This is a genomic window from Allobosea sp. P1_A7 (genome assembly GCF_056406775.1).
In genome coordinates this window covers 51,559-67,479 of the sequence record NZ_JBFTZN010000002.1, presented here as the reverse complement: position 1 = coordinate 67,479, position 15,921 = coordinate 51,559, and the positions used below count along the sequence as shown (strand labels likewise).

At 64.5% G+C, this 15,921-nt stretch carries 16 protein-coding genes; 14 read left to right on the top strand and 2 right to left on the bottom strand.

Annotated features, from left to right (window positions below; genetic code table 11):
* The first annotated feature begins 48 nt into the window (after positions 1-48).
* Complete coding sequence (gene alaS / locus AC1D34_RS00710) at positions 49-2,691, top strand: alanine--tRNA ligase (RefSeq protein ID WP_476823229.1); 2,643 nt, start codon at positions 49-51, stop codon at positions 2,689-2,691.
* A 27-nt stretch (positions 2,692-2,718) separates the two neighbouring features.
* A complete protein-coding gene (locus AC1D34_RS00705; RefSeq protein WP_441491500.1) occupies positions 2,719-3,363 on the top strand; it encodes a hypothetical protein in 645 nt (214 codons plus the stop codon).
* A 181-nt stretch (positions 3,364-3,544) separates the two neighbouring features.
* Here the strand turns inward: AC1D34_RS00705 and AC1D34_RS00700 are convergent, their stop codons facing one another.
* Complete coding sequence (locus AC1D34_RS00700; RefSeq protein ID WP_441491501.1) at positions 3,545-4,759, bottom strand: NADP-dependent isocitrate dehydrogenase; 1,215 nt, start codon at positions 4,757-4,759, stop codon at positions 3,545-3,547.
* 221 nt (positions 4,760-4,980) lie between these two features.
* Here AC1D34_RS00700 and AC1D34_RS00695 point away from each other — a divergent pair, with 221 nt between their 5' ends.
* The 4 genes from AC1D34_RS00695 to AC1D34_RS00680 all read left to right on the top strand — a co-directional run bounded on the left by AC1D34_RS00695 (position 4,981) and on the right by AC1D34_RS00680 (position 8,551).
* Entirely contained in the window at positions 4,981-5,820 is an 840-nt protein-coding gene (locus AC1D34_RS00695) for a hypothetical protein (RefSeq protein WP_441491502.1), read from the top strand.
* Between the two features lie 62 nt (positions 5,821-5,882).
* On the top strand, positions 5,883-6,605 hold the full coding sequence (locus AC1D34_RS00690) for an SDR family NAD(P)-dependent oxidoreductase (RefSeq protein ID WP_476823228.1): 723 nt from the start codon (positions 5,883-5,885) through the stop codon (positions 6,603-6,605).
* Between the two features lie 106 nt (positions 6,606-6,711).
* Positions 6,712-7,257 (top strand): 2,4'-dihydroxyacetophenone dioxygenase family protein, encoded by a 546-nt coding sequence (locus AC1D34_RS00685; protein ID WP_441491504.1) that lies wholly within the window; start codon positions 6,712-6,714, stop codon positions 7,255-7,257.
* A 121-nt stretch (positions 7,258-7,378) separates the two neighbouring features.
* Positions 7,379-8,551 (top strand): alpha/beta fold hydrolase, encoded by a 1,173-nt coding sequence (locus AC1D34_RS00680; RefSeq protein WP_441491505.1) that lies wholly within the window; start codon positions 7,379-7,381, stop codon positions 8,549-8,551.
* Positions 8,552-8,704: 153 nt separating this feature from the next.
* Here AC1D34_RS00680 and AC1D34_RS00675 read toward each other — a convergent pair whose 3' ends face one another.
* A complete protein-coding gene (locus AC1D34_RS00675; RefSeq protein ID WP_441491506.1) occupies positions 8,705-9,112 on the bottom strand; it encodes a flagellar assembly protein FliX in 408 nt (135 codons plus the stop codon).
* Between the two features lie 227 nt (positions 9,113-9,339).
* On the opposite strand from AC1D34_RS00675, the gene AC1D34_RS00670 reads away from it, so the two are divergent.
* The 8 genes from AC1D34_RS00670 to flaF all read left to right on the top strand — a co-directional run bounded on the left by AC1D34_RS00670 (position 9,340) and on the right by flaF (position 15,841).
* On the top strand, positions 9,340-10,473 hold the full coding sequence (locus AC1D34_RS00670) for a flagellar basal body P-ring protein FlgI (RefSeq protein ID WP_043237642.1): 1,134 nt from the start codon (positions 9,340-9,342) through the stop codon (positions 10,471-10,473).
* On the top strand, positions 10,473-10,841 hold the full coding sequence (locus tag AC1D34_RS00665) for a rod-binding protein (RefSeq protein ID WP_441491507.1): 369 nt from the start codon (positions 10,473-10,475) through the stop codon (positions 10,839-10,841). Before AC1D34_RS00670 ends, AC1D34_RS00665 begins: the two co-directional genes overlap by 1 nt.
* Positions 10,828-11,316, top strand: coding sequence for a hypothetical protein (locus AC1D34_RS00660; protein ID WP_441491508.1), 489 nt, complete (start codon positions 10,828-10,830; stop codon positions 11,314-11,316). The genes AC1D34_RS00665 and AC1D34_RS00660 overlap by 14 nt, the downstream gene beginning before the upstream one ends.
* A gap of 192 nt (positions 11,317-11,508) precedes the next feature.
* On the top strand, positions 11,509-11,970 hold the full coding sequence (locus AC1D34_RS00655) for a hypothetical protein (protein ID WP_476823227.1): 462 nt from the start codon (positions 11,509-11,511) through the stop codon (positions 11,968-11,970).
* Positions 11,971-12,214: 244 nt separating this feature from the next.
* Positions 12,215-13,519 (top strand): flagellin N-terminal helical domain-containing protein, encoded by a 1,305-nt coding sequence (locus tag AC1D34_RS00650; protein ID WP_441491510.1) that lies wholly within the window; start codon positions 12,215-12,217, stop codon positions 13,517-13,519.
* A 223-nt stretch (positions 13,520-13,742) separates the two neighbouring features.
* Positions 13,743-15,053 (top strand): flagellin N-terminal helical domain-containing protein, encoded by a 1,311-nt coding sequence (locus AC1D34_RS00645; RefSeq protein ID WP_441491511.1) that lies wholly within the window; start codon positions 13,743-13,745, stop codon positions 15,051-15,053.
* Positions 15,054-15,093: 40 nt separating this feature from the next.
* Complete coding sequence (flbT, locus tag AC1D34_RS00640; RefSeq protein WP_441491512.1) at positions 15,094-15,486, top strand: flagellar biosynthesis repressor FlbT; 393 nt, start codon at positions 15,094-15,096, stop codon at positions 15,484-15,486.
* Positions 15,470-15,841: a flagellar biosynthesis regulator FlaF gene (gene flaF / locus AC1D34_RS00635; RefSeq protein WP_441491513.1), complete on the top strand. Its 372-nt coding sequence runs from the start codon at positions 15,470-15,472 to the stop codon at positions 15,839-15,841. Before flbT ends, flaF begins: the two co-directional genes overlap by 17 nt.
* Positions 15,842-15,921: the final 80 nt, after the last annotated feature.

Genomic DNA, 15,921 nt, shown 5'->3' with positions numbered 1-15,921 from the left:
CCAGCAGGCCCGCCCGGCCACCCATCCTGAAGCAGAGTTCGAATTGCGATGAGCGGCGTCAACGAAATCAGGTCCACCTTCCTCGATTATTTCAAGGCGAACGGCCATGAGGTGGTGCCATCGAGCCCGCTCGTGCCACGCAACGACCCGACGCTGATGTTCGCCAATTCAGGCATGGTGCAATTCAAGAACGTCTTCACCGGACAGGAAAAGCGCTCCTACCAGCGCGCCACGTCGGCGCAGAAATGCGTGCGCGCCGGCGGCAAGCACAATGACCTCGACAATGTCGGCTACACCGCGCGCCACCACACCTTCTTCGAGATGCTGGGGAACTTCTCCTTCGGCGACTACTTCAAGGAGCAGGCGATCACCCACGCTTGGACGCTGGTCACGCGCGAGTTCGGCCTGCCCAAGGAAAAGCTGACCGTCACGGTCTATTCCGAGGATGACGAGGCGCACGCGCTCTGGAAGAAGATCGCCGGACTTTCGGATTCGAAGATCATCCGGATTCCGACCTCGGACAATTTCTGGCGCATGGGCGACACCGGCCCCTGCGGCCCGTGCTCCGAGATCTTCTACGACCATGGCGACCATATCCCCGGCGGCCCTCCCGGCTCGCCCGATGAGGACGGCGACCGCTTCATCGAGATCTGGAACCTCGTGTTCATGCAGTATGAGGAGGCCGCCGGCGGCATCCGCACCAATCTGCCGCGGCCCTCGATCGACACCGGCATGGGGCTGGAGCGTGTCGCCGCCGTGCTTCAGGGCACGCATGACAATTACGAGATCGACCTCTTCGCGACCCTGATCCGCGCCATCGCGGACATGACATCGGTCTCGTCCGACGGGCCAATGAAGGCGAGCCATCGTGTCATTGCCGACCACCTGCGCTGCTCTGCCTTTCTGATCGCCGACGGTGTTCTGCCCTCGAACGAAGGCCGCGGCTATGTCCTGCGCCGCATCATGCGTCGCGGCATGCGCCATGCCCAGTTGCTCGGCGCCAAGGAGCCGTTGCTTCACCGGCTCGTGCCCGTCCTGACCCGCGAGATGGGCCAGGCCTATCCCGAACTGCTGCGTGCAGAGGCCCTGATCACCGAGACCTTGAAGMTCGAGGAGAGCCGTTTCCGCACCACGCTGGCGCGTGGCCTCTCGATCCTCGACGATGCTGCCAAGGATCTCGGCGCCGGCCAGAAGCTGAAGGGCGATGTCGCCTTCACGCTTTACGATACCTACGGCTTCCCGCTCGACCTGACCCAGGATGCGCTCCGCGCCCGCGATATCGGCGTCGATCTCGACGGGTTCGACGCAGCGATGCAGCAGCAGAAGGCGAAGGCGCGCGCCGCCTGGTCCGGCACCGGCGAGGCTGCGACGGAAAAGCTCTGGTTCCCGCTGCGCGACCGCGTCGGCGCCACCGAGTTCCTTGGCTACGACACCGAGACGGCCGAGGGGGTCGTCACCGGGCTGATCCACGACAATGCGGAAGTCGAGAGCCTGAAGGCCGGCGAGACCGGTTTCGTCGTACTCAACCAGACCCCGTTCTATGGCGAGTCCGGCGGCCAGGTTGGCGATACCGGCACGATCACCGGGGCGGGCTTCGCCGCACAGGTTTCGGATGTGCAGAAGAAGCTCGGCGACATCTTCGCCCACGCGGTCAAGGTCACTTCGGGCGAAATCAAGCTCGGCACACCGGCTGAGCTTACAGTCGATCATGCGCGCCGGAGCACGATTCGCGCCAACCACTCCGCGACCCACCTGCTGCATGAGGCGCTCCGGCTCGTCCTTGGCGATCATGTCGCCCAGAAGGGCTCGCTGGTCTCGCCTGAGCGGCTGCGCTTCGATTTCTCGCACCCCAAGCCTATCTCCGAGGCGGAGCTGGCTCAGGTCGAGGATATCGCCAACGCAGCCGTGCTGCGGAACGAGCCGGTGGCGACCCACCTGATGAGCGTCGACGAAGCCATCGCTTCGGGTGCCCGCGCCTTGTTCGGTGAAAAATACGGCGATGAGGTCCGTGTCGTCTCGATGGGGACGACCGAGGCGGGCAAGGCCTTCTCGGTCGAGCTCTGCGGTGGCACCCATGTTTCGCGCACCGGCGATATCGGCATCGTCAGCATCGCCGGCGAAAGCGCGGTGGCAGCTGGCGTGCGCCGTCTCGAGGCGGTGACCGGCACGGAAGCCCGGCGTCAGCTCAACACCGATTCGAGGCGTCTGCGCGACCTCGCCAGCCTGCTCAAGGTCCCCGCGGCCGAAGCCGAGGCACGCCTCGCCGCCCTGGTCGAGGAGCGCCGCAAACTGGACCGCGAACTCACCGAGGCGCGCAAGAAGCTCGCCATGGGCGGCGGCGGCAGCGCCGAGGATCCGATCCTCGAGATCTCCGGGGCCAAGCTCCTGGCCCGCGCCGTCACCGGCGTCGAGATGAAGGATCTGAAGAGCCTCGCCGACGAAGCCAAGTCCCGCGTCGGCTCGGGCGTCGTCGCCATTGTCGGCGTCGCGGAAGACGGCAAGGCCGGCGTGGTCGTCGGTGTTACCGAGGATCTGACCTCGCGCTTCGACGCGGTGGCGCTGGTGCGCGCCGCCTCCGAGCAGCTCGGCGGCAAGGGTGGTGGCGGGCGCCGCGACATGGCCCAGGCCGGTGGCCCGGACGGCTCCAAGGCGCAGGCTGCGCTCGACGCCGTCGCAGCCGCGATGAGCTGACCGGGTTCGGACGACGGAGAAGACGGGGTGCAATATCGTCTCGCCGCCACCATTGCTCTTGCCCTGGTGGCAGCGAGCGCCTCAGGCTTTGCCCAGCAGGTGCGCCCCCGCCCCGCCGCACCGGCCCAGCCCGTCCAGCCAACCCTGTCGGCCTCGCGTAGCGCGATGGCCGGCTCCATGTTGACGGTGTTCGCCAGCAAGGCGCCGGCACAATCACAGCTCGCCATCGCGCGCCCCGGCGATCCTGCTGAAGCGGCCATCGTCTCGGTCATTCTCGGCGCCGTGTCCGCAACCGCGATCACGACGCCGGGCGAGCCCGGCAGCTATGAACTCCGCCTCGTTCGCCCGGATTCCGGCAAGCCCGAGATCCTGGCCAGGCAGCCCCTGGCAACCACGTCCCCTTCGGCGACCTTGTCGGCGCCGGACCGCGCCAAGGCCAAGACAAGCATCCCGGTTCGCGGGATCGGTCCCAATGGCGAGCGCGATCGCGTCGTCATCACGGCACCCGATGCAGCCGTGGACGCGACAGGCCCCTCCTTCTTTCCGGCAGAGAACGTCGAAGCGCTGCTGGAAGCACCGGACAAGCCGGGCAGCTATGAACTTCGCTATGTCATGAACGCACCGCTGAGCGGCCAGCGTATCCTCGCTCGCCGCCCCCTTACGATCGAGTAGCGATCATCCCGGCCGCGTGCCCAGGCATCGCGATCGGCGTTCTCAAGGCGAGCGATAGCGCGGAGCTCTCCGAACGAGACGGCTCCGCAGTGAGTTTGCTGGTCATCCCGCAGAGCCCGCCCAACCGAGCGACCAGATCGGGATCCGGGCGCTTCAAGTCATTCACTCAGGATCGCAGAGATCAGGCAGACATCGCCTTGCGCATGTTCTCGCTGACCTTCTCAAGGAAGCCGGTGGTCGAGAGGAACTTCTGGTCGGGACCGACCAGCAGCGCCAGATCCTTGGTCATGTCGCCAGCCTCGACAGTGTCGACCGTGACCTTCTCGAGCAGCGTCGCAAACTTCGCGAGTTCGGCATTGTTGTCGAGCTTGGCGCGGTGGCTGAGGCCACGCGTCCAGGCAAAGATCGAGGCGATCGAGTTGGTCGAGGTCTCCCTGCCCTTCTGATGCTCGCGATAATGGCGCGTCACCGTGCCGTGCGCGGCTTCAGCCTCGACGGTCTTGCCATCCGGCGTCATCAGCACCGAGGTCATCAGGCCGAGCGAACCAAAACCCTGGGCCACGGTGTCGGACTGCACGTCGCCATCGTAGTTCTTGCAGGCCCAGACATAGCCGCCCGACCACTTCATCGCCGAAGCGACCATGTCGTCGATCAGACGGTGCTCATAGGTGATTCCGAGCTTGTCGAATTCGGCCTTGAACTCGGCCTGGTAGATCTCCTCGAAGATATCCTTGAAGCGGCCGTCATAGGTCTTGAGGATGGTGTTCTTGGTCGAGAGATAGACCGGGTACTTGCGGATCAGGCCGTAGTTCAGCGAAGCGCGTGCGAAATCCCTGATCGAATCGTCGAGATTGTACATCGCCATGGCGACGCCGGCGTCCGGAGCCTTGAAGACCTCCTTCTCGATCACGGCGCCATCATCTCCGACGAACTTGATCGAGAGCGTGCCCTTGCCGGGGAACTTGAAATCGGTGGCGCGGTACTGGTCGCCATAGGCGTGGCGGCCGATGACGATCGGCTGTGTCCAGCCCGGCACGAGGCGCGGCACGTTCTTGCAGATGATCGGCTCGCGGAAGATCACGCCGCCGAGAATGTTGCGGATCGTGCCATTCGGCGACTTCCACATCTGCTTGAGATTGAACTCCTTCACCCGGCCCTCGTCCGGGGTGATGGTGGCGCACTTCACCGCGACGCCATGCTTCTTGGTGGCGTTGGCGGCATCGATCGTGACCTGGTCATTGGTCGCGTCGCGGTTCTCGACGGACAGGTCGTAATAATCCAGCTCGAGGTCGAGATAGGGGAAGATCAGCGTGTCTTTGATCTTCTGCCAGATGATGCGGGTCATCTCGTCGCCGTCCATGTCGACGACGGGATTGGCGACCTTGATCTTGCTCATGTGATTTCGACCCCTGCTGCTGGCCAGTCTGGAACGTTTCCGGGCTGCAGCCATAGCTCCGCAGCCCGCCCGCGCGCTTCCTAGCGGGTTACGTGCCACTGGGGAAGCACGGCTTTTGGCCGAGTTGCCCAAGCCTCATGCCGCACTGCCTTCATGCTGCACTGCCGCAAAAACTGCACCTTCCCGTTCTAACTTCGATTTGAGATCGCCGCCGAGGAAGAATGCCGACTTTGTATCACCATCGCTGCAGTATTCGTGCTGGCCGGTCCATCGGGGCTCGGGCCGGCATCGTTGCCCTCCTGCTCGTCGCGGGCTGGGCGGCGAAGGCCAATGACGACGGTGCCTACAGCCCGCGCTTCCCCATTCCCAAACCTATCCTCACCCACGAAGAGCCTGAGGACGCGGTCGAACCACAAGCTCAAGAGGCGCAGGACGATCTGGACGCCGTGCCGTTCGATCCGGCTCTGAGCGCGCGCGCAAACTGGCCCGCCCCGCCAAAAGCCAACCGGCAGTTGCCTAGGGAAATCCCGCTCAGCGTCATTCGCCAGGGCTTTTCGACACGTGGCCCGACAGAGTCTGCGCCCGAACGGAGCGTCGGCCTCCAGCTCGGCGCCGACACGTTCTCGATCTCGACCAAGCTGATCGCACCGCCCGGGCACGAGCAGGTCGGCGACGCACGCATCGACTGGAAATTGGCCCGGCCTGTCGCCAACAAGGGGCCCGGCTTCATCTGGACGATCTCGACGGGAGGCGGCAGCAGCACGGCGGGAAAACCCGAGCAGAACGCCAGTCTGCTGGTCGGGTTCCGCCACCAGCTCTTTCAGTACCTGACCATGAGCTCGCAGCTCTCCATGGCCGGCAGCTACGTCTTCGCTCCCGACGGTGGCCCGCACTCGACGCTTGTGCCGGAGGTCAAGTTGAGCGCCGATCTCGCAGCTCTGGCGAATCTCTCCTGGGAGGCCTCGCTCGATCTGGCGCTGGCACGTCAGATGCCGCTCGTCGCGAGCCAGTACGAGACGCGCGGCACCGCCCTGCTGCGCCTGAAATACAGCCTCGAATGAAGGGACCCCGCTCTGCCTTTGCCGGCCTTCCGTGATCGCGCCGGTCGCTCTAGCCTTGGGGCATGACAGATACTCCCCCTCCGAAATTCGCTCTCGTAACCGGCGGTACACGCGGCATCGGTGCAGGCGCTGCGCTTGCGCTCGCCCAGGCGGGCTACGAGGTCATTGCCACCGGCCTCACCGATGAGGAGGTCATGGCGTCCCCGCCTCACCCCGCGATCCGTCACGCCAGGCTCGATGTGACCAGGGATGATCAGGTCGCGGCCATCGTCGCGCTCTGCCCCCGTATCGATGCGCTGGTGAACTGCGCCGGGATGATCCAGCGCGGCGGCAAGGAATTCGAGATCGAAGCCTTTCGCCTGACGATCGAGGTCAACCTCACGGGCTCGATGCGGATGTGCGTGGCGGCCAAGGACAAGCTCGCCGCCAATGGCGGGGCGATCGTCAACATCGCCTCCATGCTGACCTTCCACGGCTCGCCCCTCGCCCCGGGCTACGCCGCATCGAAGGGCGGCATCGGCCAGCTCACCAAGTCGCTCGCGGCCGCCTGGGCACCCGAAGGCATCCGCGTCAACGCCGTCGCTCCCGGCTGGATCGCGACCGAGTTGACCAGGCCCCTGGTCGAGGATGCTGCCCGTTCGGCGCCGATCCTGGCGCGTACACCACAGGGTCGCTGGGGCGAACCCAGCGATGTCGGCGGCGCCATCGCTTTCCTGCTCTCGGATGCGGCCAGGTTCGTGACAGGTGCCATCCTGCCCGTCGATGGCGGGTATCTCGCCGTCTGACGCCATCTGCATCAACACCAAAAACGCCAAACACGGCAACGGCATGCAACCGCTTCCGGAATCACTCCGGCAACGACTTGAATCAAGATCTCAGGCAGGAAACGCCATGACCAACCCGAACCCCATGCCAGTCGAGGCGAGCGCCGAGGACCGTTGGACGCCCTATCGCCACCCTCAGCCGAAGGATTCCCCACCCGAACTGATCGTGCCCAATGTCATTCCAACCGACGAGCGGGTCTGGGTGCCGGTCGATGACAATGTCTGGTTCCGWCCGCTGCTCTTCTGCGTGACGCGTGGTTATTGGATGAACCTCCTGAAGGTACGCCGCGCCGGCGTGCTCTCGCGCCACCGCCACCCCCTGCCCGTGCACGGCTATGTCCTCAAGGGAAAGTGGCGCTACCTGGAGCACGATTGGGTGGCGACCGAGGGGTCCTATGTTTACGAGGCGCCGGGCGAGACCCATACGCTCGTCGTCGACCCTGACGTCGAAGAGATGATCACCATGTTCCAGGTCAATGGCGCGATGATCTATGTCGATCCCGACGGCAAGTGCCTGGGCTATGACGACGTCTTCACCCGCCTCGACAAATGCCGCGCGCATTACGCGGGCAACGGGCTCGGAGCGGATTACGCGGACCAGTTCATTCGCTGACGACCAGTTTCCGTGCCGGATCGACACGCGTCGGTTCGGCAGCACGGACGAATCCTAAACGGTCTCTCGGCTAGTTCCGGTCAAACCGACCGAAGCCTATGCCACCTCTGGAGAACCGTTCATGCGCGCCGTCCTCGCCCTGCTGATGTGGATGTCGGCGGCCGGCCTCCCCTCGCCAGCCGACGCGCAATCGGACTTCTATACGGCGACGTCTGCCGAGATCGCCGGAGGGCGCCCCGGAACGCTGATCCGGACCGAGATTCTGAACGGAACGCCCGAGGGCGCCAGCGCCTACCGGATGCTCTATCGCTCGGTCGGCCTCGACGGGCGGCCGATCGCCGTGTCCGGTGTTGCGATCGTCCCGCCCGGCCCCGGTCCGGCCGAGGGACGCCCCGTCGTCGCCTGGGCGCACCCGACGACCGGGGTCCAGCCGCAATGCGGACCGTCGCGCTCCGGCGGTATCTTCCAATCCATTCAGGGCCTGCGTCCGATGCTCGCGCGTGGCTACATCGTCACGGCGACGGACTATCCGGGCCTGGGCGCACCGGGGGTCCATCCTTATCTGGTCGGCGCCAGCGCGGCCCGCTCCGTAATCGACTCGGTGCGCGCGGCCGGCCAGCTCCCCAATGCCTCCGCCGGGCGGCGCTTCACCGTCTGGGGCCACTCCCAGGGTGGGCACGCGGCGCTGTTCACCGGCATCCTGGCGAAGCGCCTGGCGCCCGAACTCGACCTCGTCGGTGTCGCCGCCGCAGCGCCTGCGACCGAACTCGCCACATTGCTGTCCGACGACATCGACACGGATGGCGGCCGGAACCTGACGGCAATGACCCTGTGGTCCTGGACGCGTGTCTACAAGGCGCCCCTGAACAAGATCGTGAGTTCGGGCGCGATTCCGGTGGTCGATCAGTTGGCCGCAGATTGCCTGGAGAGCCTGACGGACATCTTCAGCAGGCTGCGCCCGACCAAGGCGCTGGAGCGCCGCTTCCTCGTCGACAACGCCTTTGCTGAGCAGCAGCCTTGGCGCGCGCTTCTCAGCCGCAATACCCCCGGTCTCCTGCCGCGCAGCGTCCCGGTCTATATCGCGCAGGGCACGAGCGACACGCTCGTCCGGCCCCAGGTGACACGCGACTACGCAGACAAGCTTTGTCGCGCCGGCAGCGCGGTGCAATTCGATGCGTTGCCGGGCGTCGGCCATCTCCTGGCTGCGCGAGACAGCGCCGACGCGGCGATCGCCTGGATGGATCAGCGCTTCAAGGGCGTGACGCCGCCGAGCGTTTGCGCCCTGTCGCAGTAAGGGTCTCGCTGCAACCGCTCGGTCCTGATCGGACCGGCGGCAGGTTCGAAGGCCATTGCATCGGCYRGAAAAGTGGATTGCGGCTTTCGGGAAGGCCGATGCAAACACAAAGAGTTAGATCATCGGACCGGATACGATTTCTGGTCCGAGGATCTAACGCCCGAGCTTGGCGAGCTCGACCGCCGCCCGCAGCTCGATATGAGCCAGCACATCGTCGAGGCGCGGATCATCGGTGGTCTCGCGCCGCAACGAGAGCGTCGTCTTGAGGCGTTCCAGCTCGGCGATCTGGACGCGGCCGGAGAGGAGCGCAGCCTTCAGCCTGTCGAGCCCGTCGAGCAGGTCATGCCCGCGCCGTGCCTGACGCTTCTTGCGCTCCTGCGCATCGCCTTCGGCCTGGACCGCGAGCAGGAGATCGAGCGACCCCGCATTGCTGACCGTGCTGCCCTGTGCCGCCGTCGCGGATTCGCGGCCGGGCAAAGAGAACGACGCCGCGCCGGCCCGCCGGGTCTGGCTGGCCGAGCCTGCCCCGATAACGGGCGTGCGCGGGTCGATACGGATCATGACGGCCTCGGTTGACGATGCGCCAAGCCTTGGACCCGCATGGTTAACAAGCGGTAAATCGCCCGGCAAAAACTGCCGATCCGGCAGGAACGACATAGCGACAACGGCAAGCGCCAGACAGAGCCTACCTCACAACAGGCTGGCAAATAAGGGTTTTCATGAAATCGGCAGTTGGCACGCCCCTCGCAAGGCATGAGCCGCTACTGTCTCATTCCCGCCGGTGCCCTATGGTTCGCCTGCCCTCCCTGAAACGCCTTGTGACGCCGCTGGCCGCGCTGCTGGCCATCGGCCTGTCCTGGGCGGCCGAGCCGGCGCAGGCGCTCTCCCGCATCAAGGATCTCGCCGCCGTCGAAGGCGTGCGCAGCAACCAGATCCTCGGCTATGGCATCGTCGTCGGCCTCAATGGCACCGGCGACACGCTGAACAATACGCCCTTCACCAAGCAGTCGCTGCAGGCGATGCTGGAGCGGCTCGGCGTCAATACGCGCGGCGCCAATATGCGCACCGCCAATGTCGCCGCCGTGATGGTGACCGCGAACCTGCCGCCCTTCGCCACCCAGGGCACGCGCCTCGATGTCACGGTCTCGGCACTGGGTGACTCCAAGTCGCTTCAGGGCGGCACCCTGCTCGCAACGCCGCTGCTCGGCGCCGATGGCGAGGTCTACGCCGTCTCGCAGGGGCCGGTCGCAATCTCCGGCTTCTCGGCCGAGGGCGACGCCGCCAAGATCACTCGCGGCGTGCCGACGGTCGGCCGCATCGCCAATGGCGGCCTGGTCGAACGCGAGATCGACTTCGCGCTGAACAAGCTGAAGACGCTGCGGCTGTCGCTGCGCAACCCGGACTTCACGACGGCGCGCCGCGTCGCCGCTGCGATCAATGATTTCCTCGGCGGCGATGCGGCAGAGCCGACCGATCCCTCGACTGTCGTGCTGCAGATCCCCCCGCGCTTCCAGGGCAACATGATCCGCATGCTGACCGAGATCGAACAGCTGCGGGTCGAGCCCGACCAGCTCGCCCGCATCGTCATCGACGAACGCTCCGGCATCATCGTCATGGGCAAGGACGTCCGCGTCTCCACCGTCGCCGTCGCGCAGGGCAACCTGACCGTGACGATCAGCGAGCAGCCGGAAGTCAGCCAGCCCGAGCCTTTCGCCCGCGGCCGCACCACCGTCGTGCCCCGCACCAACGTCAAGGTCGACACCGAAGGCGGCAACAAGCTCGCCCTCGTCAAGGAGAGCGTGACGCTCGCCGAGCTCGTCGACGGACTGAACGCCCTCGGAATCGGCCCGCGCGACATGATCTCCATCCTTCAGGCGATCAAGGCCGCCGGCGCCCTCCAGGCAGAAATCGAGGTGATGTAATGACCGCCGCACTCGCCCTCCCCGCTGCGAAACTGGCGCTCGGCGTTGCCGGAAGCCTCGTCAGCGGCCTGGCAAACGCTCTCGATCCCGCCAAGGCGAAGGCCAAGAAGCAGGCCGACGAGTTCGAGACCGTCTTCCTCGAACAGGTCACGGACAAACTGATGGCCTCCAGCGAGACCGAGGGACCGCTCGGCGAGAACGGCACCGGCGGTGGCGTCTATCGCTCGATGCTGACCCAGGAATATGCCCGCAATCTGCAGCGCGCCGGTGGCATCGGCCTGTCCGATCCGATCATGCGCAGCCTGCTGCAGGTTCAGGAACAGGCCACCGCGGCGATGACTACCGGAGCTGCACGTGTCGCTGGCTAGGCGTGTACTGGACGAGCGGCCGCGGATCGCAAGCGCTCTCGAAGCGCAGGCGCTGATCGAAGCCGTGCTGGAGACGCTCGGGGCCCTGTCCCATGTCGTTGGCGAGGAAACCGAACTGGTCCGCGCCGGCAAATTGTCGGACGCAATGGAACGCGAACCGCGAAAGACCGAGCTTGCCGGCATCTATATGCGCGGCGTCGAGCAGGTGAAGCTGAATGCGGTGGCATTGGCGCGCTTCGTCCCCGATCAGGTCAAGCGCCTGAAGGCCGCCCATGTCGCATTCCAGGACCTGATCGAGATCAACCAGATCGTGCTTGCCACCGCGCGAGCCGTCTCGGAATCGATCGTCCGCGATCTCGCCTCCGAGGCAAACCGTCCGATGCGGGCCGCCGGCTACGGACCGACGGCAACTGTGGGAGCCGGCGCCTTTGTCCGCCCGAACTCCGGGCCGCTCGTGATCTCCCGCAGTCTCTGAGCCACGGGGAGCCAGCGTGCCAGGGGGGAGGCGGCGGCTGCCACGGCAATCGTCAAAATTTACCTAATCTCCTTACGGAAGATTCAATCTTCGCGGTCATTGTCGATATGATGCGAAGGGTGCGGCTTGTCCGCGCCTTTCGTACGACGGCCGCGAGGGGTGGCTGTTATCCGACTCCAGAAGGAGTGAGCGATGGATTTCGGGGCCTCGACGAGGGCGACAGCGGTCGGCGCCTATCACGTGACCGCCAGAAGCGATGCCGCCGCAACCAAGGGAAGCATCCCGGTCGAACTGGCGCCAGCGCAAACCGTCCAGTCGGCAGGGGCGGGCGAAGCCGTCCAGCTCGACCTGCAGGCCCGTTCCGAACAGGCCCGTCGCGATGATGCTGCCGCGAAGCGGAGCGCGATGCTCGACGATCAGTCCGCGCGCCAACGCGAAAGAGATCTGCGCGACGTCATTGAGCGGCGCCTCGTGATCGACCCCCGCTCCCGAACGGTCATCCTTCAGAAGAAAAACAAGGCAACGGGCGAGACGATTTCGCAACTTCCGGATGAAGCGATCTTGAGATTGCGCATCTATTCGCGGGAACTCGCCGAACGTTCCCGACAATCGGACCAGACGGCTGTCAGGCATTATGTCGAGCGAACCGCCTGACGCGCAGCCGCGTTTCTTCCCGTTTGCAAATCGCCGCCCGCTCATGCGGGCGGTCTGCGTTTGGAGCCAGCGARGCCTGATCAGGCTCTTATCAAGCACTTAACCATGCCGCGGCTTTGCCCAATCTCGCGGCAATTCGATCGGTGAAATTTACCACTCGTTACGGGTTGGCGACCGAGTGTCCTCCGGTCGCGGCCAGAAGGCCACGGCGCCAGAAGGCACCATCCCAGAAGGGTATTCTACAATGGCTACCGTTTCCGTTTCTGCCGGCGTCCGCGCCGCGCTCGGCTCGCTCGGCTCCACCAAGACCGAAGCCCAGCAGGCCCAGTATCGCCTCGCCACCGGCAAGAAGGTCAACTCGGCCGTCGATAGCCCGGTCAACTTCTTCACCGCCGCCAGCCTGAACGATCGCGCCGGCCAGTTCACCGGCCTGCTCGACGGCATCTCCAACGGCATCCAAACGATCCAGGCGGCCTCGAAGGGCATCGACTCTATCACCAAACTGGTTGCGTCGCTGCAGTCGACGGTCAAACAGGCACAGAACGAAGCCGCGGCAAACCGCCCTACGGTCGCAGGCACAGTGGCTCTGGGCAAGGCCTCCGAAGCAACCGCGACCAACAGCACGATCCGCGACGTGGCGCTGAACAAGGTGCTTGTGGGCACTGCGGCCGATGCGTCGGCGACCGATCCCGGCAAGCTAGGTATGGCAGCTGGTTCGACGACAATCCGCCTGACGTCGGCCAGCGCGACACCGGTCACCTATGACATCTCCATCAGCGCGACGACCACCGTCCGCGACCTTGTCGAGAACATCAACAAGTCGGGCATCGCGACCGCTTCGGTCGGCAATGACGGCAAGCTTTCCGTCATCGGAACCGGTTCAGACGCCCTGTCGGTCCAGGCTGGCGCGGTCGCTGGCGCGCCGCCTGTTTTCACAGCTGGTGCAGCAACCGAGAACGAGCTGCTCTTCGGCACCGGCACCGTCACCGCCGCTGTGACGAAGGCCGGCTCCTCCGCCACCCGCACCTCGCTGGTCGCGCAGTTCAACGACCTGCGCGATCAGATCGATGCGCTCGCCAAGGATTCCGGCTTCAACGGCATCAACCTGCTTGGCGGCGATAAGCTCTCGATCACGCTGAACGAGAAGACGGGCAGCAACAAGAACAAGATCGACGTGCAGGGCGATCTGTTGACGTCGGAATCGCTGGGTATCGGCAAGGCCAACGACCTCAAGACGTCGATCGCCGGCGAATTCAGCCTGCAGAACGACAATGACCTCGCCAAGGCAGCCGATTCTCTGACCAACTCTCTGTCATCGCTGCGGGCCACGTCGTCTTCACTGGGCTCCAAGCTTCAGGTCGTTCAGACTCGCCAGGACTTCAGCAAGGACCTGATCAACACGCTGACCCAGGGTGCCGACAACCTCGTCCTCGCTGATACCAACGAGGAAGGCGCCAAGCTGCTCGCTCTGCAGACCCGCCAGCAGCTCTCGCAGACCGCCCTCACCCTGTCGAACCAGGCTGACCAGGCCGTCCTGCGGATGTTCTGATCCTTCGTCCGCAGAAGCGGGCTTGCCCACAGAATGTGGGCCGAAGACAACAAGCGGCGGGGCGCGAGCCCCGCCGTTCTTTTTTGCAGTCGCCCTATCGTCGCGGATCGGGCCCGCAAAGCACCGGTTTTAGCGGAATTAACGGAATATTATCCTTAACGAGGAATTGTCGGGTCCACAGCAAAACCGGAGCAGCGCAGAATCGCGCTTTCAGGGGACCACGATGGCCAACACGATCCTTTCCAGCGGCGTCCGCAACAACCTCCTGACGCTTCAGCAGACGACCGCGCAGCAAAGTGTCATTCAGAATCGCCTCGCCACGGGCAAAAAGGTCAACTCGGCCATCGATAATCCGGTCAACTACTTCACTTCGTTTAATCTGAACGATCGTGGTGAGCAGTTGACGGGCTTGCTGGACGGCATTTCGAACGGCATCCAGACCATCACGGCCGCATCCAAGGGCATCGACTCGATCACCAAGCTGGTTTCATCGCTGCAGTCCACCGTCAAACAGGCTCAGAACGAGGCCGCTGCAAACCGTCCGACGGTCGCCGGCACATTGGCCCTTGGCAAAGCCTCTGAGGCAACCGCGACGAACAGCACGATCCGCGACGTGGCGCTAAGCAAGCTGGTTCAGGGCGCAGTATCCGATGCAACGGCGGCTCTGCCAGGTAACGCCGGGTTGGCTGCTGGTTCGACGACGATCCGCCTGACATCGGCCAGCCCGACCCCCATCACTTACGACATCACCATCGGCGCAACGACCACCGTCCGCGATCTTGTCGAGAACATCAACAAGTCAGGCATCGCGACCGCTTCGGTCGGTAATGACGGCAAGCTTTCCGTCATTGGAACCGGCTCGGACGCCTTGTCGGTCGAGGCTGGCTCAATCGCGGCAGGCCCGCCGCCTGTCTTCACGGCTGCTGCTGCAGCTCAGAACGAGCTGCTCTTCGGCACTGGCACCGTCACCACCGCTGTGACCAAAGCCGGTTCCTCAGCCACGCGTACCTCGCTGGTCCAGCAGTTTAACGACCTTCGCGATCAGATCGATGCCCTCGCCAAGGACGCCAGCTTCAACGGCATCAACCTGCTCGGCGGCGACCGGCTCTCGATCACGCTCAACGAGAAGACTGGAAGCAACAAGAACAAGATCGACGTGCAGGGCGATATGTTGACAGCAGAATCGCTGGGTATCGGCAAGGCCAACAATCTCAAGGTTTCGATCGCCGGCGAATTCAGCCTGCAGAATGACAATGATCTCAACAAGGCGGCAGATGCCTTGACGAACGCAATCTCATCGCTTCGAGCTACCTCGTCGTCTTTGGGGTCGAAGCTGGCCGTGGTGCAGACCCGTCAGGATTTCACCAAGGAACTGGTCAACACGCTCACGATCGGTGCAGACAAGTTGGTCGCTGCCGATCCGAACGAGGAAGGTGCCAGCCTGCTCGCGCTGAACACCCGCCAGCAGCTCTCGCAGACCGCACTCTCGCTGGCCAACCAGGCGGACCAGGGCGTGCTCCGGCTCTTCGGCTGATCACCCCCTCCCCTCCCAAACGCCAGAAGGCAGGATCGTCATGGCTCTCAAAGTCGAGCTCAAGCCAAACGAGCGCATCATCATCGGCCAGGTGGTGATCCGCAACGACGAGCAGCGCACGCGCTTCTTCATCGAAGGCGAAGCGCCGATCCTGCGCGAGAAGGATATTCTCACCGCCGCCAGCGCCGACAGCCCGGCGAAGAAGATCTATCTTGCCATCCAGCTGATGTATCTGGCGCAGGACCCGACGCATGAACACGAGACCTATTTCGCACTCGTGCGCGATTTCATGAAGGCGGCTCCGAGTTCCCTGCCGCATATGACCGAGATCAATAACCGCATTTTAAGCGGCGATCTGTACAAAGCACTCAAGGCAGCCAAGCAGCTGATCGCCTACGAAGCGGAACTCATCGAGAATGCAACACGGGTTTAACGCGTATGCCTCTGCCGCCAAGACTGCCCAGTCTGCCGTCTCCCCTCGCGAGCTCGAAGCCTCTCTGCTCCTGAAAGCCGCCGTCCGGCTTCAGTCCGTCGCCGACGACTGGTTCAACCGCCAGCGCGAACTCGATGAGGCCCTGAACTACAACCGCAAGCTCTGGACCCTGCTGGTCTCGGCCGTGATCGCCGAGGACAATCCGCTGCCGGTCGAGATCAAGCGCAACATCCTTGGCCTCGCCAATTTCATCTTCAACCAGACCTTCCGCATCGCGGCCAATCCGGCTCCGGAAGCACTCGCCGCCCTCATCAACATCAACCGCGACATCGCCGCCGGCCTGCGCGGGCGCTGACCCGGCGACCCTCGCGCGCCGACATCGACCCAACCTTCAAACGAAAACGGCGCCAGGTTATGGCGCCGTTTTCGTTTGGA

Excerpts from the sequence above, each read along its gene's own strand:
- AC1D34_RS00700 (WP_441491501.1), bottom strand. The coding sequence starts at position 4,759 with ATGAGCAAGATCAAGGTCGCCAATCCCGTCGTCGACATGGACGGCGAC.
- AC1D34_RS00695 (WP_441491502.1), top strand. The coding sequence starts at position 4,981 with ATGCCGACTTTGTATCACCATCGCTGCAGTATTCGTGCTGGCCGGTCC.
- AC1D34_RS00690 (WP_476823228.1), top strand. The coding sequence starts at position 5,883 with ATGACAGATACTCCCCCTCCGAAATTCGCTCTCGTAACCGGCGGTACA.
- AC1D34_RS00680 (WP_441491505.1), top strand. The coding sequence starts at position 7,379 with ATGCGCGCCGTCCTCGCCCTGCTGATGTGGATGTCGGCGGCCGGCCTC.
- AC1D34_RS00675 (WP_441491506.1), bottom strand. The coding sequence starts at position 9,112 with ATGATCCGTATCGACCCGCGCACGCCCGTTATCGGGGCAGGCTCGGCC.
- AC1D34_RS00670 (WP_043237642.1), top strand. The coding sequence starts at position 9,340 with ATGGTTCGCCTGCCCTCCCTGAAACGCCTTGTGACGCCGCTGGCCGCG.
- AC1D34_RS00665 (WP_441491507.1), top strand. The coding sequence starts at position 10,473 with ATGACCGCCGCACTCGCCCTCCCCGCTGCGAAACTGGCGCTCGGCGTT.
- AC1D34_RS00655 (WP_476823227.1), top strand. The coding sequence starts at position 11,509 with ATGGATTTCGGGGCCTCGACGAGGGCGACAGCGGTCGGCGCCTATCAC.
- AC1D34_RS00650 (WP_441491510.1), top strand. The coding sequence starts at position 12,215 with ATGGCTACCGTTTCCGTTTCTGCCGGCGTCCGCGCCGCGCTCGGCTCG.
- AC1D34_RS00645 (WP_441491511.1), top strand. The coding sequence starts at position 13,743 with ATGGCCAACACGATCCTTTCCAGCGGCGTCCGCAACAACCTCCTGACG.
- flbT (WP_441491512.1), top strand. The coding sequence starts at position 15,094 with ATGGCTCTCAAAGTCGAGCTCAAGCCAAACGAGCGCATCATCATCGGC.
- flaF (WP_441491513.1), top strand. The coding sequence starts at position 15,470 with ATGCAACACGGGTTTAACGCGTATGCCTCTGCCGCCAAGACTGCCCAG.